Origin of the sequence: Marinobacter sp. (genome assembly GCF_039977835.1) — a bacterium.
Taxonomy (GTDB): domain Bacteria; phylum Pseudomonadota; class Gammaproteobacteria; order Pseudomonadales; family Oleiphilaceae; genus Marinobacter.
On record NZ_JBDWCL010000027.1, the window covers coordinates 19719 to 42844 of the forward strand.

Below are 23126 nucleotides of genomic sequence, written 5' to 3' on the forward strand. Positions count from 1 at the left end.
TAACTTATAAGTTCACAAAATCTTCCACCGGGTTACCGCCCGGAGGCGTCACTACCACTTTCAAAATAGAAGGTTCGGTAGCAGTCGCATCTGCTTCAGCATCTACGCAAGCAACATACGCTGACTCTGCGACGAGATTCTTACCGCTGCCAATTGTTTTGCTGGCTTGGCTTTCGGTGATAATGGTGCCTGCTGTAGTTGAAAACTCAATTGTTGTGCCGCTAGGTGGGGCAACGGTGGTCGGGCCATCAACTTCGTCGTTAATGGTCGTTGAAGTTGAAGCACAATATTCACCCCCGCCCGCATCAGTCAGCGTTACCTGAACGTTGTCCGAGCTACTTTGAACTAGTGTTGAAATGTTTTCCAGCGTAGCAAACTCATACGAACAGTCGCTAGACGGGAGGTGACAGTCCGTCCCAGATATAAGCCGCTCACCTTGCGTATATGCAACAATTTCAGGGCGGGCTTCGCGCGTATTAAGGCTCTCCCACGTTACTGTACATGTGCCGGAATCATTGAGTTCACAATCAGGAGTGATTTTGCCGTTAGATGTTGTGAAGTTGATGATTGTGTTGCCACGAATGGCATTTCCTTTTCGATCTGCGGCGTCGACTCTAACCTCAACTTGAGTGCCATTGATTCTCCAGGCATCAGGTAAAAAGGTATTGAGCCCTAACGCAAAATTACGCTCTGTAGGAATGTAAGAATTGATAGCGATCGGGGCAGAGGTTGTTTCGATTGGCTCTCCTTCGGAGTTTGTTGTGCTGGCGATAACGCGAACAACTTCATGGGTGGAGCCTGCACGTACTACGGCGCTCACATACCCCTCAGAGTCCGTTGTGCCGGTTTCGCTCGACAATGTGGAGTCGCTATCCGCAGGGAAAAGGCGGAAAGTTACATTTTGCTGTTCGACGCCATTGCGGTTCTCATCTATCAAACGGAAAGGAACGTCGGACACGGGAGCCCGGGCTTCGGTCGCATTGCCGGAGGTGTCCGTCGGGGAGATAGAGTTTGGTTCTGGGGGGAGCGTTACAAATGCAAGAGGTTCAGATGCTTCAACGTTTAGCATGACGCTTGCTTCTGCGCCGGCTGCTCGTGCAGTTACGAGATCGTCGCCAACGCACCCCGCTGCAGTGTAGGTTGTCTGGGCTATGCCAGAGGAGGCCGTGACTGGGTTGGCGGACAGCGTCGCCCTACCTTGGTCGACGCATCTCGAGGTGAAGCTGACGCTCATTTCTTCGCCTGTTAGAAGGGTGTTTCCGTTCTGTTGGTCAACGATCGAAACTTGTAGGACTGCTTTGCCGCCCGGAAGTAGTGCATCATTTTCCCCTGGCGCCAAGTTTGTGGTGGATGCCTCAATCTGTCCTTGCGTAAAATTTCCCTCTGAACCGGTCCCGAGTGCTATCACAGAAGTGTTGGAAGCTTCGTCGTCACCAGAGTTGTTGCCAGTTGAATCATCTCCACCTGTTGAGGTTTCCGGGTTTGAGCCATCTGAACCAACATTCACAATTGGTGCGGAGTCATCGTCTCCTCCACAAGCGGCTAACAATACTGCTAACGACAAAGCTGACGCACGCGCAAGGAATTTCCCTGACATTTCTTATCTCCAGTTTTTTTAATTACAGCAAAAGCCATTTCGCCGCGCATTCCCTGCATGAGACACGCAAGCTCAGGTATTTCCGTGGATTTACATTGTTAGTTTGCTCAAAATCATAGCACAGGATGTGTAGCCGGAATGGTGATTCATATTCATTTTTGAAAAAGTTTGTAATGCAGTGCGGTAGAAAGGTAATAAACAGATCAGCCGGTCTCCTGAGGGTCCACATCGATCATCCATTTCAGTCCGGCGGGCTGTTTCTTTTGGTCCAGTGTCTGACAAGCGCCAGCAAGCTGACGGTTCAGGTATTTGCGGTTGCTGCAAAGCAGAACCAATTGTGCCCGATGGCGGTCTGCCCGGCGTGCGATCAGGGCGGGGAGAGGGCCCCAGACTTCCACCCTGTTGGAGAGTGCCTGCGGCTTGATGGTATCCAGCAATTGCAGGCTTTTTTCCATTGTTTCTGCCTCAGCCCTGAAAATGGCCATGGCACGGTAAGGGGGTAATTGCCCCGTTTCCCGCTCTGTCAGCATCTGGTCGGCCAACGGCAGGTAATAGCCTTCGGCCAGGGATCTCAGCAGTGGGTGGTCACTATGGCAGGTCTGTATCAACACTTCCCCGGGCTTGTCCCCGCGGCCTGCCCGGCCGCTCACCTGCAGCAGGGTCTGAATCAACTGTTCGGGAGCGCGGAAGTCCACACTGAACAGCCCACCGTCGGCATTGACCACAACCACTAAAGTAACATTCGGGAAGTCGTGACCCTTGGCCAGCATTTGCGTGCCTACCAGAATGCAGGGGCGACCGCTGTTCACCGTCTTGAGGATTCCCTGGATACTGCCCTTGCGTTGGGTGCTGTCCCGGTCCACCCGTACCACGGGTGTTTCGGGGAACTGCGTGGCCAGAATGTCCTCTGTGCGCTCGGTGCCCTGGCCTACCGGTTTGAAGGCGTCGCTGTCGCACTTCGGGCAGTGGTCCGTGGCGGCGGTCTGGAAGTCGCAGTGATGACAGCGCATGGCGCGGTCCCGGCGATGATAGGTGAGCCGTGTGTCGCAGCGGGGGCACTCGACCATATGGCCGCAGTCAAAACACATCATGATGGGGGCAAATCCCCTGCGGTTCACGAACACCAGCGCCTGCTGGCCGTCCTGGAGGCATTTTTCGATGGCCTGCGCGGCAGGGCGGGACAGCCCACCTTCCAGAGGGCGGCTGCGGATGTCCAGTAGTTTGATGTGCGGTGGTCTGGCGTTGCCTGCCCGTTCTTCCAGCTTGATCAGGGCGTACTTGCCGGTCAGCGCGTTATGGTATGACTCCAGGGAGGGTGTGGCCGAGCCGAGGATGATAGGGCAGCGATTGAGATGTGCCCGATAGACGGCCACATCCCGCCCCGAGTACCGAAATCCCTCGCCCTGCTTGTAGGAGCTGTCGTGCTCTTCGTCCACGACTATGGTTTTCAGGGCCGTAAAGGGTAGCAATACCGCGGAGCGGGTTCCGATCATTATGACCGGCTCGCCGTTGCGGACCTTGAGCCAGGTAGACAACCGCTCCCCATCATTCAGGGACGAGTGCCATACCACAATGCGTGTGCCGAAGTAATGCTCAAAGCGCGCGACGGTTTGTGGGGTGAGGTTGATTTCCGGAACAAGCACCAATGCCTGATCGCTTTCGCCCAGATAGTGTTTCAGATAGTAGAGGTACAGTTCGGTTTTGCCGCTTCCGGTAATGCCAAACAACAGGGATGCGGCAAAGCCGTTGTCAGGCACGGGGAGCTGACTTGCGGCATCGAGCTGCGCCTGGGAAAGGGTTGGTATACGGTTGCGGATTTCTTCGGGGACGCCGGCCGGGTCGGGCGGTGGCACCTCGCAGATCAGTTCCTTACCCTGAAGGCTTTTGACTTGCGACTGGGTAAAGCCGGCCCGAACGATCTGTTTGCTGCTGACGCTCCCCCGCTGGCGTTGCAGCCAGCCCAGAAGTTCTTTCTGCCGTACTGCATTAGCTGGCAGAACGGCCGGGTCACCGCAGGCTTGCCAGTAGGTTTCTTTTTTCTCTGTTGCAGGTCTTCCGCGACGAAGGGCGGGTGGCAGCGCCGTGAACAGACACTCACCCAGCGGATGCTGATAGTAATCCGCTGCCCAGCTTAACAGTTTGAAGGTTTCCGCCGGCAGTGCGGGCCACTCTTCACAGGCCGATCTTACCGGTTTCAAGGTAATGCCCTCTGGCGGCTGGACATCTGAATCGACAACAAGGCCGGTGGCAGACTGCCGCCCGAAGGGTACAGTCACGCGCTGGCCCGGTTGGAGAGTCAGGTTGTCCGGCACCAGATAATCAAACAGCCGCCGGAGAGGGCGGTTCAATGCTATGCGCGCAGTTCGGGGCACATGAGGCTCCATGGGGATGATAAGACGGTCCGGGACTTGCCTGAGGCGACAATTGCAAGTAAGATTCGCGGTCTGTTTCCGGCAGGGCATGATTGTGCCCCGTCTTGTCAATTGATTCAAACGTGCGGTGCCTGGCACCTGGAGCAATTCGAGCTCCCGTGATCAGGTAGCGGCACGACCCGACAGAGGTTCGCCATGAAAGAAGGTATTCACCCCAAGTACGAAGACATTAACGTTACCTGTTCCTGTGGTAACGCCTTCAAGACCCGCTCTACATTTACTCAGGATCTGCAGCTGGATGTGTGTTCCCAGTGCCACCCATTCTACACTGGCAAGCAGAAAGTGATGGATACCGGCGGGCGTATTGATCGGTTCCAGAAACGTTTCGGTGGCCGTATCGGCGGAAAGAAAGACTGATACCGTACTGAGACAAAAAAGCGCCTTTCGAGGCGCTTTTTTTGTGTCTGCCTTTTGTCCCGGCGAGCGCCATTCAAGCGGGGATGTACGCAAAATGGCTTATTGACTGATCGAGAAATGGCCAGTGGGGCCTTGTCTGATGTTGACCTTCACGCCATAATGTCGCGCTCCGCTGGGCAAGCCCCGGTGGCTTTTACCTTTTAAACGTGACAAACGGAACAGTGGCAATGTCTCAAGATCTGAAAGAAGCAGCCCTTGAATATCACGCCAAGCCGCGGCCTGGTAAGCTGAGTGTTGAAATCACCAAGCCCACCAAGACCTCCCGCGACCTTTCTCTGGCGTACAGCCCCGGGGTTGCCGAGCCGGTCCGCGAGATCGCGAAGGACCCAGAGAACGCGTACAAATACACCGCCAAGGGCAATCTGGTGGCCGTTATTTCTGATGGCTCCGCGATTCTTGGCCTGGGTAACCTGGGCCCTCTGGCGAGCAAGCCGGTAATGGAAGGCAAGGGCGTACTGTTCAAGCGCTTTGCCGGTATTGACGTGTTTGATATCGAAGTCAATTCCGAGAGCCCCCAGGCATTTATCGAAACGGTTGAGCGTATCGCCGACACCTTCGGCGGCATTAACCTGGAAGACATCAAGGCGCCGGAGTGTTTTGAAATCGAGCGGGCACTGATCGAGAAGTGCAACGTACCCATCTTCCACGATGACCAGCACGGTACTGCTATTGTAACGGCAGCCGGCATGATCAACGCACTGGAGCTTCAGGGCAAGAAGATCGAGGAGGCCAAGGTGGTCTGTCTTGGCGCTGGCGCTGCAGCTATCGCATGCATGAAGCTGCTGATCAGCTGCGGTGTTCGTTCCGAGAACATCTTCATGCTGGACCGCAAGGGTGTGATTCACTCTGGTCGTGAAGATCTCAACCAGTACAAGGCGATGTTCGCCAATGACACCGACAAGCGCACACTTGACGATGCGATGGACGGTGCGGATGTATTCCTCGGTCTTTCCGGCCCGGACCTGTTGAGCGCCGAGCAGCTCAAGCTGATGGCGCCAAATCCTATTGTGTTTGCGTGCTCCAACCCGGATCCGGAAATCAGTCCGGAAGTGGCGTTGGCTACCCGTGATGATCTGATCATGGCAACCGGCCGTTCAGATTATCCGAACCAGGTAAACAACGTGCTTGGCTTCCCGTTCATCTTCCGTGGTGCGCTGGATGTTCGTGCCACCGCAATCAATGAAGAGATGAAAGTGGCGGCCGTTCACGCGATTCGTGAGCTTGCCAAAGAGCCGGTGCCGCTGGAAATCTGCGAAGCCTATGACGTTGCCAGCTTCGAGTTTGGCCGGGAATATATTATTCCCAAGCCGATGGATGTGCGTCTGCTGGAGGTTGTTCCAGCTGCGGTTGCACGCGCCGCGGTTGATTCGGGAGTTGCCCGCAACGGCTACCCTGCTCATTACCCGTTGAAGTCAATGGACGACATTATCTGATCAGTCGTTCCGGGCGTTTAGGCCACAAAAAAACCGGCGGAGTAACATCGCCGGTTTTTTTGTGGCCGTAGAGTGAGAAGCCGTTAGTCGGACCGATCAGAAAATCTGTCTGGACAGGCCTCCATCGTCACCGTTCTCATTGCCACCTGAGGACTCGTCTTGCGGGTCTAGCGGGGGTGGCGCATCCTCCTCTTTAAACAGTTCAAACATTGCACCTTCCTGACCGGGACGTGCGCGCTTGCCGGTTTCCGGGTCGATACGGATGTTGACAATTCCGTTGGGCCTGGGCATCAGGGAAGGGGGCTGACCTTCAAGCGCCACCTTCATGTAGTCAAGCCAGACCGGCAGGGCGGTGCTGGCCCCGAATTCACGCCGGCCGAGTGGCTGGGGCTGATCGAAACCAACCCATACTGTTGTAGCGATGTTGTGGTTGAATCCGCCAAACCAGGTGTCGCGCTGTTCGTTGGTAGTGCCGGTCTTGCCACCGATGTCTTCTCTTCCCAGTGCCAGCGCTCGTCTGCCAGTACCCAGCCTGATGACGTCTCGCATCATAGAATGGAGGATATACACTGAACGCTCATCAGCGAGTCTTCTTGCAATTCGGGCATTGCGATCTCCTGCAGCGATCTCTTTCTGCGCCTGCTGGCAATTGTCGTCACAAAGGATGACCTCCGGCGCTTCGAAAATATCGTCGCCGGTGACATCTGAGATACTGCTGACGAGGTAGGGTTCGACGTCATAACCGCCGTTAGCGATAACTGCAAAGCCTCGCGCGAGATCCATGGGGGTCAGTAGCCCGCTCCCGAGCGACAGTGACAGGTTTTTCTGCATGTCCTCAGTGGGTATTCGCAGTTGGTCGAGGTAATCGATAGTGTTCTGTATTCCCAGGTCCCTCAGAAGGCGTACGGAAACCAGATTCCGTGAGCGGTACAGGGCCTCCCTCAGGCGGGTAGGCCCATAAAACTGTCCTGAGGAATTTTGCGGCCGCCAGGCTGTTTCGAGTTCAGAGTCTTCGAAGACAATGGGCGCGTCATTATAGATCGTTGCCGGAGTCATTCCCTGTTCAAGGGCGCTGAGATACAGAAATGGTTTGAAGGTAGAACCTGGCTGTCTTTTAGCCTGGGTTGCACGGTTGTACTTGTTCTGGCTGAAGCTGTAACCGCCTGCAAGAGCTTCAATGGCCCCTGTTTGCGCATCCAGTGATATCAGGGCGCCTTGAACCCTTGGAACCTGAGCCAGGGCAACCCGCCTGACGTCAGGTAAATCTCCGACCGGCTGGTCGTTGTTTTGTCCGGAGTCTTCTTCGGCACCGTCGGCTGGTGGTTCCGGAGTCATGATAACCATGGGCTTCACATAAACGATATCGCCTGCTGAAACCACGTCAGAGGGCTTCTCGGGTTCCGGGCCAGTGAGGTTCTCGGTCTTGTATCGTCGGGCCCACGTCATGGTGTTGAATGCCATGACCGATGTGCCCAGCCCGCGGGCGTGAAGGTCCACCTCGCTGTCTGCGTCTCGCACGTCAGTGACAACGGCGGGGACCAGTTCCGCTACGCGTGGATAATTGGCCATCAGATTGTTCAGGTTGTCCGGGGCCAGTTCGTCTTCGCCAACCTGGCCAATCGGGCCGCGAAAGCCGTGGCGTCGGTCATACTCCTCCAGGCCTCGTCTCAGAGCCAGGGTGGCTTCCCGCTGTTTCTCGCTATCCACAGTCAACTGTACTGTGTAGCCATCCGTGTAGGCAGCATCTCCGAAACGCCTGACCATTTCCGCGCGCGCCATCTCCGCCACGTAGTCTGCGTCCACCTCTGTGGAGGCCGCGTTGAAGCTTGCGGTCAGCGGGGCGTTGGAAGCCAGTTCATAGGCGTCCTGGGAAATGTATTCCAGATCCCGCATGCGACCCAGGATCCAGTTTCTGCGAGCTTCCGCGCGACTTGCATTGGCAAGGGGGTTATAGGCTGAGGGTGCCTTGGGTAGGCCTGCCAGCATGGCCATTTCTGCCAGTGAAAGTTCGGTCACTGGTTTGTCGTAGTAAACCTGGGCAGCGGCAGCAATCCCATAGGCGCGATTGCCGAGATAGATCTTGTTGAGATAGAGCTCCAGGATGCGGTTTTTATCCAGTTCACGCTCAATCTGAAGAGCCAGAAGTATCTCGTTGAACTTGCGAATAAACGTCCGGTCGCGTGACAAAAAGTAATTTTTTGCAACCTGCATTGTGATGGTACTGCCCCCAGACTGGATCTCTCCGGTGGAGACCAGTTCGATGGCAGCCCGCATCAGGCCTTTGAAGTCGACCCCGAAGTGCTCATAAAAACGGGCGTCTTCAGCTGCCAGGAAGGCATGTAACTGAATTGTAGGGATCTGTTCGATTGTGATAGGTGCCCTTCTCTTTTCACCGAATTCTGCTATTAATTTGTCGTCTGCGCTGTACACCCTCAGAGGGGTCTGCAGCTTGATGTCCAGGAGTTGTTCGACAGGAGGCAGCCCCGGACGAAGATAAAGGTAAAATCCTGACGCCACGATTGTGGCGAGACTGAATCCAGTGAGAAAAAGCCATGCAAACAGGCGAGATGTACGTAACAAGTGAGACATTTTTTTCTGACAACTGTTGGATATAGGTCTATCATTTGAGAAATTGCTTTAGGAAGGGCGAGCCACTTCCCGGGTACAATGTTTCCCAATTAAAGAAGAACGAGCATTGTAGACGGAAAACTGAAGAAATTCTCTTAAATAAAAAACACATATGAAAGAGCTCCGTCTGGAGCTTTTATAACCCGGTGCATGTAACCAGGTATAGGGTGAGCGCGTGTTCGGATTGTTCGGAAAGAAGTCCAGTGCTGTCTTGGGTGTGGACATCAGCTCCAGCTCGGTGAAGCTTCTGGAATTATCAAAGCAGGGCGACCGCTTTAAGGTCGAGAGCTACGCAGTAGAGCCGTTACCGGCAAACGCTGTTGTAGAAAAAAACATCACGGATGTCGAGGCGGTCGGTGAGGTGCTGAAACGCGTCGCATCCAAGTCCCGTACAGGCGTCAAGCAGGTGGCTGTGGCTGTCTCCGGTTCCGCCGTTATAACCAAGCTGATCCAGATGGACGGTGGTCTTAACGAGTTCGAGATGGAAGACCAGATCACGCTGGAAGCTGACCAGTACATTCCGTACCCCCTGGATGAAGTGGCAATCGACTTCGAGGTGCAGGGACCATCTGAAACCAATCCTGATCAGGTCGATGTCCTTCTGGCAGCGTGCAGGAAGGAGAACGTCGATATCCGCGAAGACGCTCTCGAGATAGCCTCGCTGACGACCAAAATTGTGGATGTGGAGGCTTACGCACTCGAACGGGCCTACTCACTTATCGAGTCCCAGCTTGACTCCCAGGGCGAGGAGCTCGTGGTTGCGATTGTGGATGTCGGCGCAACTATGACAACGCTCAGTGTCCTGGCTGAAGGCAAAACCGTCTATACCCGCGAACAGATTTTCGGTGGCAAGCAGCTTACCGAGGAAATCCAGCGTCGTTACGGGCTGTCTCTGGAAGAGGCTGGCCTCGCGAAGAAGCAGGGTGGCCTGCCGGACGACTACGATTCCGAAGTGTTGACGCCATTCCGTGAAGCAGTCGTCCAGCAGGTTGCCCGGGCACTCCAGTTCTTCTTCGGCGCAAGTCAGTACAATGCGGTTGACTACGTGGTCCTGGCTGGCGGTACGGCATCGATCCAGGGGCTCACAGAGATGGTTGAGGAAAAAACAGGCACGCCAACGCTGGTCGCAAATCCATTTGCGGACATGGCGGTTGGTTCCCGGGTGAATGCATCGTCGCTGAGCAACGATGCCCCTTCGCTCATGATTGCCTGCGGGCTGGCAATGAGGAGCTTTGACTGATGGCAAAGATTAACCTCAGACCCTGGCGCGAAGAACTCCGGGCAGAAAAACAGAAGCAGTTCGTGGTCATGATTCTGGGCGCCGCGATTATCGCCGGTGGCCTGGTGTTCCTATGGAAAACGGACATGGATAACCGTATCGCCTACCAGGAATCCAGGAACGCATACATCGAAACTGCAACTAAACAGCTCGACAAGCAGATCAAGGAAATTGAGGACCTCAAGCGCAAGCGTGACGAGCTGCTTTCTCGCATGCAGGTGATCCAGGATCTCCAGGGCAAGCGCCCGGTCATTGTACGGGTGTTCGATGAGTTGGTTCGCACACTTCCGGACGGTCTGTACTACACCAGCCTCAAGAAAACTGGCGAGCGGGTGGACATTGTCGGGATGTCGGAATCCAACAGCCGCATCTCGTCCCTGATGAGGCGCTTCGAGGGGTCCGACTGGTTCAGCGATCCCAATCTCTCCAACGTCGCTGCTGCCGACAGTGCCCGTGCTGGCTACAGCCAGTTCAACCTGTCGGTTCAACAACAAACACCAGAGCCCGAAGGGGAGGATAAGTAATGAGCCTCGCGGACTCACTTAAAAGTCTCAATGAATTTGATATCAATGACCTGGATGTCAATAACGCCGGTATATGGCCGGCGCCGGTCAAGGCAATCGTCGCGCTTATCATTTTTGGCCTGATTCTCGGTGGCGGCTACTGGTTCTTCATCAAGGACCAGTATGCCCAGTTGGAGCGGGTCGAAAATACCGAACAGGAACTGCGCAAGCGTTACGAGGACAAGGCCTACCAGGTTGCCAACCTTGAAGTCTTCAAGGCCCAGATGGAAGAAATGGAAGAGACATTCGGAGCTCTGGTGAGACAACTTCCCAGTGAGACCGAAGTGCCGGGCCTGCTTGAAGACATCACCAATACAGCATTGGGTAGTGGTCTTGATCTGGAGGAGGTCGAGTTGCAGGGGGAGCAGCAGCGGGATTTCTATGCCGAGCTTCCGATCAATATCCGGGTGACCGGAACCTACCATGAGCTGGCGAGTTTCGTCAGCAGTGTAGCGAGCCTGCCACGTATTGTGACGTTGCACGACTTAACCATAGAACCAACGGGCGGTGATGGAGAGCAGCTGAATATGCAGGTTCTTGCACGTACCTACCGCTACCGGGCTGGAGAATGAGCATGGCGAAACAGCATGCGGCAAAAGCCTGGATAGGTATTTGTCTGGTATCTTTTCTGACGGCGTGTTCCCAGGGAAATGGCTTTTCCGATCTGGACAAGTTTATGGCAGATACGCGCGCCAAGCCCCGTGGGCACGTGGAGCCCTTGCCGGAGTTCAAGGCGTATGAGGCATTCAGTTATTCGGCTGCGGATCGGAGGGCACCTTTCGAGCCACCGATTGATGTCCAGCTCACCATGGTGGATCAGGAACCCGAAAGTGATGTTGAGCCGGATCTGGATCGGCCGAGAGAGGTTCTTGAGAATTTCGATCTGAAGGCACTCAGTATGGTGGGAACTCTGAGCGATACCTCCGGAAGTCTGTTTGCGCTTGTTAGAGACAATGAAGGTGGTATCCACAGGGTGCGTACCGGTAACTACATGGGGCAGAACTATGGTCGGATTATCGGTGTTAATGAAACCCGGGTTGAACTGATTGAGATCGTTCCCAATGGCCGGGGCGGATGGGTCGAGCGTCCGCGCTCGCTGTCGCTGGATGAAAACGAAGGCTAGGGGAGCGGCAATATGACTATTGAAAGAAACATGCATGAACAAAAAAGTTTGGGGTCGAGGCTAGCGATGTTCAGAAAACTCAATGTATACGTCGGCGTGATTGCTTTTGGGTTGTTGTCCGGCCTGGCCAATGCGGTCACGCTGGAAGACGTGTCGTTTTCGTCGCTATCCGGAGACCGGGTGGAAGTGACGCTGAAATTTGATGGTCAGCCGCCGGAACCGACCGGGTACACCATTGAGCGACCGGCAAGGATAGCCGTGGATCTCCGGGACACCAATAGCGGACTTGCCAGCCGCAATATCTCGCTTGGCTCTGGCAATGCCCAGAGTATGACGGTAGTCGAAACCAAGGATCGCACACGCCTGATTTTCAATCTGGCAGAGCTGGCGCCTTACCAGACAGTGCGCGACCAGAACAGGTTGGTTGTGACGATCGGTAGCGAGGGCGGTGCTACGGCATCTGCTTCTGGACCCTCTGCAGCGTCTTCTTCCGCATCGTCCGGGCAATCGGGCGCGTCTTCCTATTCATCTTCAAACCAGCTCGCGGGCGTGGACTTCCGGAGAGGCGGGGACGGAGAGGGTCGAGTGATTGTGGATCTGGGCAGTGCCAGCACGCCGGTTGATCTTTCCGAGCTTGGCGGTCGAATCCGCTTGACTATGGATGGGGTGAGTGTTCCCGACAACCTTCGTCGTCGACTGGATGTGACGGATTTTGCAACACCGGTCACTCGTATTGATACTTTCACTGAAGATGGCAATGCAGTTGTGGAAATTCGCCCCGAAGGCAATTACGACTACATTGCTTACCAGTCGGGCTCCCAGTTTACAGTCAGCGTAGAAAAGCTGACGGAAGAGGAAGCTGAGTCCCGTCGGGAAGAGAAGTTTCCGTACACAGGCGACAAGCTTTCCCTGAACTTCCAGGACATCGAGGTCCGTTCGGTGCTGCAGTTGATTGCCGATTTCACCGGCCTTAATCTGGTGGCCAGCGATACGGTCAGTGGCAGTATTACTCTGCGTTTGCAGAATGTCCCTTGGGACCAGGCTCTGGATCTGATTCTGAAAACCAAGGGCCTGGACAAGCGCCAGATAGGAAACGTACTTTTGGTGGCGCCCGCTGACGAAATTGCAGCCCGCGAAAGGTTGGAGCTAGAAACCAACAAACAGATTGCTGAATTGGCGCCGGTCCGACTGGATATCATTCAGGTTAACTATGCCAAGGCGGCGGATGTAGTCGCTCTGATTCAGGCGGACGAGGAGCTAATATCATCACGTGGATTTGTGTCCTCTGATGCTCGGACCAATACCATCAGCGTGCGGGAAACCGCGGAAAAACTGGACGAAATCCGTCGCCTTGTTTCCACGTGGGATGTGCCGGTACGGCAGGTTTCCATCGAGGCCCGTATAGTTCGCGCGCAAACCAACGTCGCTGAAAGTCTGGGTGTGCGCTGGGGTGGCGCAGCCTACGATGTGAGTGGTAATAATGTTGTTTCTGTAGGCGGTTCCCAGGGGGCTGTTGAAGAAGCGCGGCAGGCAGCGGGGGGTACAAATAATACCATCACCTTCCCCGGCGCACTGGCAGTGGATCTCGGTGTCTCCGGCGAGGGTGCTTCTTCCTTTGCCATTGGCTGGGGGAGCGACGATTTCCTGGTGGATCTGGAGCTTTCTGCACTGGAAAGCGATGGTCAGGCTGAGGTGGTTTCCCAGCCACGCGTGGTAACCGCTGACCGTCAAACCGCCAAGATCAAATCCGGTGAAGAGATTCCCTATCAGGAGGCTTCTTCCAGCGGTGCTACGTCAGTCTCCTTCAAGGAAGCGGCGTTGTCGCTCGAGGTTACTCCGCAAATTACGCCAGATGACAAGATCATTATGGATCTGGTGGTCAACCAGGATTCCAGAGGTGAGGTTACTGCCGGTATTCCGGCAATCAATACCAACGAGGTAACCACGCAGGTTCTGGTTGGCAACGGTGAGACTGTGGTTCTGGGTGGTATCTTCCAGTCCGAAGTGGCAACCACCACAACAAAAACACCGTTCCTGGGCGACATTCCCTACCTGGGCCGGCTGTTCAAGCGGACCGAGCATATTGATGAGCGTAGCGAACTGCTTATCTTTATCACCCCGAAGATCATTAAAAGTGACCTGATTCAGTAATTCGGTCACGCTTGAAAAAACCCGCCGTCCTCGTACGGCGGTTTTTTTTGCCTGTCCGTTTTTCCAATCTTATGGAAAACGTTACCCTGTGCTATTCTCACCCGCCGGAATACAGATGAGCGGAAGTTATGTCCTTGCCAAAACGAATAGTCCTTGTGGGCCCGATGGGGGCTGGCAAAAGCACGATTGGTCGCATGCTGGCCAAGGAGCTGGGCTATCGTTTTCTCGATTCCGACCGCATTATCGAGGAACGCTGTGGAGCGAATATTCCCTGGATATTTGATGTCGAAGGCGAGGATGGTTTCCGCCATCGCGAAACCGCCATGCTGGCAGAACTCTCTCAGTATCCAAAAACCGTCCTGGCGACCGGTGGCGGAGCCATCATGCGCGAGGAAAATCACGCTCATCTGAAGCGTGATGCAGTGGTGGTCTACCTGAAAACATCGATAGAACAGCAGGTGGAACGAACACGGCGGGACAGAAACCGTCCCTTGCTGCAGAACGATGATCCGGAAGCCGTTCTCAGGAACCTCTTTGCAATCCGGGATCCGGTTTATACAGAACTTGCCGACGTTGTCATGTTTACCGATCGCAAAAGCCCGCGGCTGGTGGTGCGGCAACTGGTGAACCGCATTAATCCCCGGACGCCAAGGCATAAACGACAGATACGCAAAGAAGGCAGAAATCATGCGTGATTCAGTGCGGCAGCTGACGGTGGATCTCGGAGAGAGAACCTATCCGATCATAATAGGGCAGCGCCTGCTGGGTAACTACGATCTGACCCCCTTCGTTCACGGGAAACAGGTCATGATTGTCACCAATGAAACCGTAGCTCCCCTGTACCTGGAGTCTGTACAGGCGTGCTTTCCCGGTAAGCAGGTCGATACTGTGGTCCTGCCGGATGGTGAACGGTTCAAGGACTGGCAAACCCTGAACCAGATATTTGATCACCTGCTGGAGATGCGCCACTCGAGAAAGACCACCCTGGTCGCGTTAGGGGGTGGTGTAGTAGGGGATATGACCGGATTTGCTGCTGCGTGTTACCAGCGAGGGGTGCCGTTCATCCAGATACCCACTACGTTGCTGTCGCAGGTGGATTCTTCTGTCGGCGGCAAAACGGGCATTAATCACCCGTTGGGCAAAAACATGATCGGCGCCTTTCATCAGCCTGAGGTGGTGCTGATTGATACGGATAGCCTCCAAACGTTGCCTCCCAGAGAAGTGTCGGCTGGCCTTGCTGAGGTGATCAAGTATGGCCTGATCCGTGATACGGAGTTCCTGGGCTGGCTTGAGCGGAAAATAGAATCGCTGGTTGCTCTGGAAACAGAGGCGCTTGTGGAGGCTATTTATCAGTCGTGTGCCTGCAAGGCGGATGTGGTAGCCCTGGACGAGAGAGAGGGCGGGTTGCGTGCGATCCTGAATCTCGGGCATACCTTTGGCCATGCCATTGAGACGTTTGCCGGATACGGTAACTGGCTGCACGGCGAGGCTGTAGGAACGGGTATGATGATGGCGGCCGACCTTTCCCTGCGCCAGGGGATGATCAGTGAGGAGGACCGCGCCAGAGTGATACGCATTGTTGAGCGGGCGAACCTTCCGGGCCTGGCGCCGAGCGCCATGACACCGGAGGACTTTCGTCGCCTCATGGCTGTTGACAAGAAGAATGTCGATGGCTCGCTCAGGCTGGTTCTGCTTGGGGCGCTGGGCGATGCGGTAGTGACTGATGAGGTGGATACTTTAAAGCTGGATGCGACACTCCGGGCTTTCTGCGCTTTCCATGAAGGCGAAAATACCTGAGTCATTACTGATCAGAAGTATCAGAGAGAGGCACTACAGGGAATGACAGTGACAGATCAGGGGCTCAACAGTCTTGATGGGGGCGGGCTTTTTCCGCGATTGCAGGAAAGGTACGGCTTGAGGGCGAATCCCCTGGACATGGAAACTCCCTTCTATCCGGACGCCTCCCGCCATCATGCCCTGGAAACACTTCGCCATCTCTGTGGTTTTGGTGATCTGGCGCTTTTGCTGACTGGCGACCCGGGCGCTGGTAAAAGTCGGTTGCTGGCGGAATTGATCAGAAGTGAGTCTTCCCGCCTCGACTTTCATCGCCTTCCCACCGCTGCATTGACCAGTATCCAGGCTCTTGCTCGTGCCTTGCTTGGCATAGCGCATACTGGCCTGAAACCGGGAGAGGGAGCACGTGAATCAGTGTATGGCTTCTTCCGCTGGTCTGAGAGCCGGGCGCGAAAGGGGCAGCGCATGGTTCTGTTGATTGATGATGCGGACCGGGCGCCGGCAGAGCTTGTCAGGCTGCTATTGGCCGCTTTCACGGCCGCTGATCGTTCTGCAGCTGCCGTACCGGTTTTCAGTGGCAGTGGTCAGTTGATTGAGATGTTAGGACTTTCGGGAGACGGTGATGGCGTACACCAGATCCATCTCCGTCCCCTCACCAGGGAAGAGGTTGCTGCCTACCTCGAACCCAGAATTCATCGGGCAGGTGGTGACACAAAGGTTTTATTGACGCCCTCCAGGCTCTCGCAGATACACAGGCTGAGCCAGGGAAGCTTTTCGCGCTTGAAGCGCGTATCGCCAGCGGTGTGGCTGGATATGACGTCGTCAGGTAGTGGGAAGGAACGCAGGCGGTCCTTCTCCATGCCAGTCAATTTACGTTGGCCAGCCCTGGCCCTGGTGCTTCTGGCGGGTTCGTGGTGGCTGGTTTCACAGCAGTACGATGACTCCGTGGCGAGGGAGAAGGCGGCGCCGGAAGTCGAAACCGTGCGCAAGAGTATAACCATCGGTCCCGACAACCCTGAGCTCGAGCCGCGAGACGCTGATACAGAACCAGTCAACGTCTCATCTGAATTGACAGCGGATGGTCCATCGCCCCAGTCTGTTCCAGAGCCAGAGCCAGAGCCAGAGCCAGAGCCAGAGCCAGAGCCAGACTTTTCACCGGCCAAGCCTTCTCATTTTGAGGCTCTTGACGACGTCAGGGCCCGCCAGGGCTGGACGGTGCAACTGATCGCCGGCAATCGTGAGCAAACTGTCCTCAGTCTGATTGATCGTTACAGTTCTATTTCAGGAATTCGTTATACCCTGACTGAGCTGCAGGGCGAGGACTGGTTTGTTGGCTTTTATGGAGATTTCCCATCCCGGGAGGGGGCTCAGAGTGCCGTTGAGGGCCTTCCCCAGGCTCTTCAGGATCAGACTCCCTGGATCAGGCGCATGCGTGATTTCTGATGTTTCTGCCCTCTCTGTTTTTGTTTTTAGCGTAATAAAAACAATAACCTGAATCGGGACTGTGGTGGCCGTGTCGTAGACGGTCGCAGTCGTAACCGGTGGTTCCGCTTCCTAAAATAAAACCTCTTTGGTTTGAGTACGTATTTCTACGCGTGTAAAATAGCCAGCCCCCATTTTCAGTGTCAAAGGGTGGGTATAGTGTGTTTTTTCGAATAACCCTTTGATTGAAAAGCATTTCTACGCGAGAGAACGCTTATGATGACAGGTTTGTATCATCCCGACGAATTCAGGGACAACTGCGGTTTCGGTCTGATCGCCCACATGAAGGGCGAGGCCAGCCACAAGTTGTTGCAAACTGCCATCGAGTCGCTGACCTGCATGACCCACCGCGGTGGTATCGCTGCAGACGGAAAGACCGGCGATGGTTGTGGCCTCCTGATCCAGAGCCCCGATGCCTTTTTGCGCAAGGCTGCGAAAGCAGAGTTTGGCAAGGAGCCTGAAGGACTGTTCGCTGTGGGGCAGGTGTTCCTTAGCCCGGATGAAACCAGGGCAGCGGCAGGCCGCGCAGCCGTGGAGAAGCGCCTGACAGAGCAGGGACTGGAAATCATGGGTTGGCGCAAGGTGCCAACTGATGACAGCTGCCTCGGCCCTATGGCGCTGGATTGTCTGCCATGGATTGAGCAGGTATTCGTGGTACCGGCTGATAAGACCGAGCAGGAATTTGCCATCGCCCTGTTTGTGGGGCGCCGCCACGCCGAGCGTGACATGGCGGATGATTCCGAGTTTTACATTTGCAGCCTGTCCCATCGCACTCTGGCCTACAAGGGCCTGATGATGCCGGCAGATCTGGCAAACTTCTACAAGGATCTGGGCGACCCGGATCTGCAGACGGCCATCTGCGTATTCCACCAGCGTTTCTCTACCAACACCATGCCTCGCTGGCCTCTGGCTCAGCCGTTCCGTTATCTGGCGCATAATGGTGAGATCAACACGGTTGACGGCAACCGTAACTGGGCGATTGCCCGTGCAGCCAAGTTCAGTGCACCGGAGCTGCCGGATCTGCAAACCCTGCAACCACTGGTGAACCTGACCGGTTCAGACTCGTCCAGCATGGACAACATGTTGGAAGTTCTGCTGGCAGGTGGTGTCGACCTGTTCCGTGCCGTACGGATGATGATTCCGCCGGCGTGGCAGAACGTGGATACCATGGATTCCGAGTTGCGAGCTTTCTACGAATACAACTCCATGCACATGGAACCATGGGATGGCCCGGCGGGCCTGGTTCTCTCCGATGGCCGCTATGCCGTATGTATGCTTGATCGCAATGGTCTGCGTCCAGCCCGCTGGGTAATCACGAAAGATGATTTCATTACCCTGGCATCCGAGATTGGCACGTACGGCTACAAGCCCGAGGATGTGGTAGCGAAGGGCAGGGTGGGGCCGGGCCAGATGCTGGCCATTGATACCGAATCTGGGGAACTGCTCCATACCAGGGATGTGGATGACCGCCTGAAGTCTGCCCAGCCCTATAAGCGCTGGCTGCGGGAGAATTCTCTGCGGGTGGAAACCACGCTGAACCAGGACACCCCCGATTTCAAGCTGATGCAGTCAGACGAGCTTCACATACACCAGAAGATGTTCATGGTGTCCTACGAGGAGCGCGATCAGGTGCTGCGCCCGCTGGCCGAAAATGGCCAGGAGGCGGTAGGCTCCATGGGTGATGATACGCCCATGGCGGTTCTCTCCAGCCGCGTCCGCCATGTGGCGGACTACTTCCGGCAAAAGTTCGCCCAGGTGACCAACCCTGCTATAGATCCGCTGCGTGAATCCATTGTGATGTCGCTGGAAACCTGTATTGGTGCCGAGCGTAACGTGTTTGAGGAAACAGCCGAGCACGCCAACCGGATTATTCTGACAACACCAGTGCTGTCGCCGGCCAAGTTTCTGAAGATCTCCAATAACGATCGGCCAGGTTTTGAAGTTGCCCGCATCAACATGAGCTATAGCCCGGAAATGGGTCTTGAACAGGCTGTTCAGAAGGTATGCGATGACGCCGAGCAGGCGGTTCGTGACGGTAAGGTTATCCTGATTCTGACGGATAAGGACCTGAAGGAAGGTGAGCTGCCCGTAAATGCCATGATGGCCACTGGCGCGGTGCACCACCACCTGGTCAAGAAAGGGCTGCGGTGTGACTCCAATATCCTGGTCGAAACCGGCTGGGCCCGTGATCCTCATCATTTTGCCGTCCTGTTTGGCTTTGGTGCCACGGCAGTGTACCCGTATCTGGCGTATCAGGTGCTCAATGACCTGATCCGTACTGGCGAACTGATGATGGATCCCATTGATGCGAAGAACAACTATCGCAAGGGCATCAATAAGGGGCTGCTGAAGATTCTGTCCAAGATGGGCATTTCTACCATTACCTCCTATCGTGGCGCCCAGTTGTTCGAAGCCATCGGTCTGGCAGATGATGTGGTGGATTTGTGTTTCAAAGGCGTCCCCAGCCGTATCCAGGGGGCCGGGTTCTTTGATTTCCAGCAGGACCAGGAGCAATTGGCGGCCGTCGCCTGGAAACATCGCAAGCCGATTTCCCAGGGTGGTCTGCTGAAGTATGTTCATGGCCAGGAATACCACGCCTTTAACCCGGATGTGGTTGCCAGGCTACAGGAAGCTGTTACCAGCGGAGATTACGGGCAGTATATGGAATACGCCGGGCTGGTAAACGAACGCCCTGTCTCCACCCTTCGAGACCTGCTGGGCTTCCGTAAAGACATCAAGGCTATTGACCTGTCAGAAGTCGAGCCGGTGGAGAATATCTTTCCACGCTTCGACTCGGCAGCCATGTCCCTGGGCGCGCTGTCTCCAGAGGCTCACGAAGCCCTGGCGGTGGCCATGAATACTCTGGGCGGCCGGTCGAACTCCGGCGAGGGCGGTGAAGACCCTGCCCGCTACGGTACCGAGAAACGCTCCAAGATCAAGCAGGTGGCGTCCGGCCGCTTTGGTGTGACAGCCGAGTATCTGCGCAGTGCCGATGTCATGCAGATCAAGGTGGCCCAGGGCGCCAAGCCCGGAGAGGGTGGCCAGTTACCCGGTGGCAAGGTCAATGATCTGATCGCACGCCTTCGCTACTCAGTACCGGGGGTGACGCTGATCTCGCCGCCGCCACATCACGATATCTACTCTATCGAGGATCTGGCGCAGCTGATTTTTGATCTCAAACAGGTCAATCCGAATGCTCTGGTTTCCGTGAAACTGGTTTCCGAGCCCGGCGTTGGTACCATCGCCGCCGGAGTGGCCAAAGCCTATGCGGATCTTATTACCGTTTCCGGTTATGACGGTGGCACAGCGGCAAGCCCGCTCACATCCATCCGTTATGCGGGCTCCCCCTGGGAACTTGGTCTTAGCGAAACCCAGCAGGCACTGAGGGCCAACGACCTGCGCGGCAAGATCCGCCTGCAAACCGACGGCGGTATCAAAACCGGTCTGGACGTGGTCAAAGGCGCTATTCTGGGTGCTGAAAGCTTTGGCTTCGGCACCACGCCGATGGTCGCACTGGGCTGTAAATACCTGCGAATCTGTCATCTGAACAACTGCGCGACGGGGGTTGCCACCCAGAATGAGCACCTGCGGGAAGAGCATTTCAAGGGCACTGTGGAAATGGCCATGAACTTCTTCCGTTTCGTAGCGGAAGAAACCCGTGAGTGGCTGGCGAAGCTGGGTGTTCGCAGCCTCGAGGAACTGGTGGGCCGTGTTGACCTGCTGGAGCGCCTGCCCGGCGATACTCCGCGCCAGAAGAAGCTGGACCTGACACGGCTGTTGTCCAATGACCATATCCCCGCAGACAAGCCCAACACCTGCCAGGTGGCACGGAACCATCCGTTTGATGAAGGCAAGCTGGCTGAGCAGATGGTGAAAGACACTGCCGATGCGATAGCGGCGAAGGCCGGGGGTACGTGGTCCTACAGGGTGACGAATTGCGATCGTTCGATCGGCGCCCGTCTGTCCGGCGAGATTGCGCAGTTGCACGGCAATCAGGGCATGGTTTCAGCTCCGATAACCCTGGAGTTGACTGGTACCGCTGGTCAGAGTTTCGGGGTCTGGAACGTGGGCGGTCTTAACCTGCTTCTTGAAGGAGATGCCAACGATTACGTGGGCAAAGGCATGACCGGCGGTAAGCTGGTGGTACGGCCGCCATCCGGCAGCGAATTCAAGTCCCAGGAAACCTCGATTGTAGGCAATACCTGTCTGTATGGTGCAACTGGTGGCAAACTGTTTGCTGCTGGTACCGCCGGCGAGCGCTTCGGTGTTCGCAATTCCGGCGCCCATGCCGTTGTGGAAGGCGTGGGTGATCACTGTTGTGAATACATGACCGGTGGTCTGGTCACCGTTCTGGGAAGTACCGGCCATAATTTCGGGGCCGGTATGACTGGCGGTTTCGCCTATGTGCTGGACCTGAACAACACCTTCGTGGACCAGTACAACCATGAGCTGGTGGAAATTCAACGCATTTCCAGTGAAGAGATGGAGTCCTACCGGAACCACCTCCGTGGGGTTGTCCGTGAACATATCTCCGAAACCGCGAGCGAATGGGCAGAGCATATTCTTGACAATTTCGACGACTACATCGGCCGTTTCTGGCTGGTCAAGCCCAAGGCAGCGAACCTTCGCAGCCTGCTGGCCAGCACCCGGGCACGTCCCGAGTAACGGCGAATGAACAGGGTCGGGGCGTTGCCGTTATGGTAACGCCTGTGTCGAAATTGAGTCTGATGAGAGCTTCATAATGAAAGAACGACTGAGTAACGACTTCCAGTTTGTCGAAGTAGGGCGTGTTGACCCCAAGAAAGTACCGGCAAAGAAGCGCAAGAAAGAGTTTGGTGAAATCTATCATCCATTTACTCAGGATCATGCGGCATCACAGGCACATCGGTGTCTCGAGTGCGGTAATCCGTATTGTGAGTGGAAATGTCCTGTCCATAACTACATTCCCAACTGGCTGAAGCTGGTGTCTGAAGGTAACATCATGAAGGCCGTAGAGTTGTGTCACCAGACCAACTCGCTGCCTGAGGTTTGCGGCCGGGTCTGCCCCCAGGATCGACTGTGTGAGGGTGCCTGTACCCTGAATGATGGCTATGGAGCCGTAACCATCGGGTCGGTAGAGAAATACATTACCGACACCGCCTTTGCGTTAGGCTGGAAGCCCGATATGTCCGCGGTGAAGTGGACCGATAAAAAGGTTGCGGTCATTGGTGCTGGCCCGGCAGGTCTGGGGTGTGCCGACGTACTGGTCCGCAATGGCGTAAAACCGGTGGTTTTCGATATCTACCCGGAAATCGGTGGCCTGCTGACCTTCGGTATTCCCGAGTTCAAGCTTGAGAAGTCGGTAATGAGCCGTCGTCGCAAGATCTTTGAGGAAATGGGCATGGAGTTCCGTCTGTCGACAGAAGTCGGCAAGGACGTAGCAATGGCTGACATTCTTGAAGAATTTGACGCCGTTTTCATGGGCATGGGCACCTACACCTATATGAAAGGCGGTTTCCCCGGCGAGGATCTGCCTGGGGTCTATGACGCCTTGCCGTTCCTGGTTTCGAACGTCAATCGCCGTCTCGGATTCGAGGACAATGCCGAAGATTTTATCGACATGAAAGGCAAGCGAGTGGTGGTACTTGGCGGGGGTGATACCGCCATGGACTGCAACCGCACGTCAATTCGCCAGCAGGCAACAAGCGTTACCTGCGCCTATCGCCGTGACGAGAAAAACATGCCTGGCTCCCGTCGTGAAGTGTCGAATGCCAAGGAAGAGGGCGTCAAATTCATGTTCAATCGTCAGCCGATCGCTATCATTGGCGAGGATCGGGTCGAGGGCGTGAAGGTGGTCCAGACCCGCCTTGGTGAGCCTGATGAGAATGGCCGTCGCCGCCCGGAGGTGGTTGCCGGCAGCGAGGAAGTCATCCCGGCGGATGCCGTGCTGGTCGCTTTCGGGTTCCGCCCGAGCCCGGCCGACTGGTTTGGTGAACTGGAGGTAAATACCGACGATTCTGGCCGGGTCAGCGCGCCTGAGGAAGCGGAATTCGGCTTCCAGACCAGCAATCCCAAGATTTTTGCCGGTGGCGACATGGTCCGCGGCTCGGATCTGGTCGTAACGGCTATCTGGGAAGGCCGCCAGGCAGCCGAGGGCATCATGGATTATCTCGATATCTGATCCCTCTGGTTTTTGACCGTGATCAGAAGGGCGGCGTGCTGAAGGCGGGTCGCCCTTTTTTATTGCC

15 protein-coding genes are annotated in these 23126 nt (G+C 55.7%); 12 read left to right on the forward strand and 3 right to left on the reverse strand.

Features of this window, described 5'->3' with window-relative positions; genetic code table 11:
* Positions 1-4: 4 nt before the first annotated feature.
* Both ABJM11_RS08200 and ABJM11_RS08205 read right to left on the reverse strand, forming a co-directional pair.
* Entirely contained in the window at positions 5-1597 is a 1593-nt protein-coding gene (locus tag ABJM11_RS08200) for a hypothetical protein (protein ID WP_348296886.1), read from the reverse strand.
* A 203-nt stretch (positions 1598-1800) separates the two neighbouring features.
* The gene (locus tag ABJM11_RS08205) at positions 1801-3981 is read right to left on the reverse strand and encodes a primosomal protein N' (protein ID WP_348296887.1); all 2181 of its coding nucleotides are present in this window, start codon (positions 3979-3981) and stop codon (positions 1801-1803) included.
* A 183-nt stretch (positions 3982-4164) separates the two neighbouring features.
* On the opposite strand from ABJM11_RS08205, the gene rpmE reads away from it, so the two are divergent.
* Positions 4165-4386, forward strand: a complete 222-nt coding sequence (gene rpmE, locus ABJM11_RS08210; protein ID WP_348296888.1) for a 50S ribosomal protein L31 — start codon at positions 4165-4167, stop codon at positions 4384-4386.
* Between the two features lie 227 nt (positions 4387-4613).
* Entirely contained in the window at positions 4614-5879 is a 1266-nt protein-coding gene (locus tag ABJM11_RS08215) for a malic enzyme-like NAD(P)-binding protein (RefSeq protein ID WP_348296889.1), read from the forward strand.
* Positions 5880-5975: 96 nt separating this feature from the next.
* On the opposite strand, the gene ABJM11_RS08220 is transcribed toward ABJM11_RS08215, so the two are convergent.
* On the reverse strand, positions 5976-8468 hold the full coding sequence (locus ABJM11_RS08220) for a penicillin-binding protein 1A (RefSeq protein WP_407069980.1): 2493 nt from the start codon (positions 8466-8468) through the stop codon (positions 5976-5978).
* A 214-nt stretch (positions 8469-8682) separates the two neighbouring features.
* Here ABJM11_RS08220 and ABJM11_RS08225 point away from each other — a divergent pair, with 214 nt between their 5' ends.
* The 10 genes from ABJM11_RS08225 (at position 8683) to ABJM11_RS08270 (ending at position 23059) form a co-directional block, all read left to right on the forward strand.
* Complete coding sequence (locus ABJM11_RS08225; protein ID WP_348296891.1) at positions 8683-9747, forward strand: pilus assembly protein PilM; 1065 nt, start codon at positions 8683-8685, stop codon at positions 9745-9747.
* On the forward strand, positions 9747-10310 hold the full coding sequence (locus ABJM11_RS08230; RefSeq protein WP_348296892.1) for a PilN domain-containing protein: 564 nt from the start codon (positions 9747-9749) through the stop codon (positions 10308-10310). Before ABJM11_RS08225 ends, ABJM11_RS08230 begins: the two co-directional genes overlap by 1 nt.
* On the forward strand, positions 10310-10921 hold the full coding sequence (locus ABJM11_RS08235; protein ID WP_348296893.1) for a type 4a pilus biogenesis protein PilO: 612 nt from the start codon (positions 10310-10312) through the stop codon (positions 10919-10921). Before ABJM11_RS08230 ends, ABJM11_RS08235 begins: the two co-directional genes overlap by 1 nt.
* A 2-nt stretch (positions 10922-10923) precedes the next feature.
* Positions 10924-11472 carry a pilus assembly protein PilP gene (locus tag ABJM11_RS08240; RefSeq protein ID WP_348296894.1) on the forward strand — a complete coding sequence of 183 codons (549 nt, stop codon included), beginning with the start codon at positions 10924-10926 and terminating at the stop codon, positions 11470-11472.
* A gap of 66 nt (positions 11473-11538) precedes the next feature.
* Positions 11539-13623, forward strand: a complete 2085-nt coding sequence (gene pilQ / locus ABJM11_RS08245; protein ID WP_348296895.1) for a type IV pilus secretin PilQ — start codon at positions 11539-11541, stop codon at positions 13621-13623.
* 128 nt (positions 13624-13751) lie between these two features.
* Positions 13752-14318, forward strand: a complete 567-nt coding sequence (aroK, locus tag ABJM11_RS08250; protein WP_348296896.1) for a shikimate kinase AroK — start codon at positions 13752-13754, stop codon at positions 14316-14318.
* Entirely contained in the window at positions 14311-15420 is a 1110-nt protein-coding gene (gene aroB / locus ABJM11_RS08255; protein ID WP_348296897.1) for a 3-dehydroquinate synthase, read from the forward strand. Before aroK ends, aroB begins: the two co-directional genes overlap by 8 nt.
* Positions 15421-15462: 42 nt before the next feature.
* On the forward strand, positions 15463-16860 hold the full coding sequence (locus ABJM11_RS08260; RefSeq protein ID WP_348296898.1) for an AAA family ATPase: 1398 nt from the start codon (positions 15463-15465) through the stop codon (positions 16858-16860).
* Positions 16861-17115: 255 nt separating this feature from the next.
* Entirely contained in the window at positions 17116-21564 is a 4449-nt protein-coding gene (gene gltB / locus ABJM11_RS08265) for a glutamate synthase large subunit (RefSeq protein ID WP_348296899.1), read from the forward strand.
* Between the two features lie 76 nt (positions 21565-21640).
* A complete protein-coding gene (locus ABJM11_RS08270; protein ID WP_348296900.1) occupies positions 21641-23059 on the forward strand; it encodes an FAD-dependent oxidoreductase in 1419 nt (472 codons plus the stop codon).
* The last annotated feature ends 67 nt before the right edge of the window (positions 23060-23126 follow it).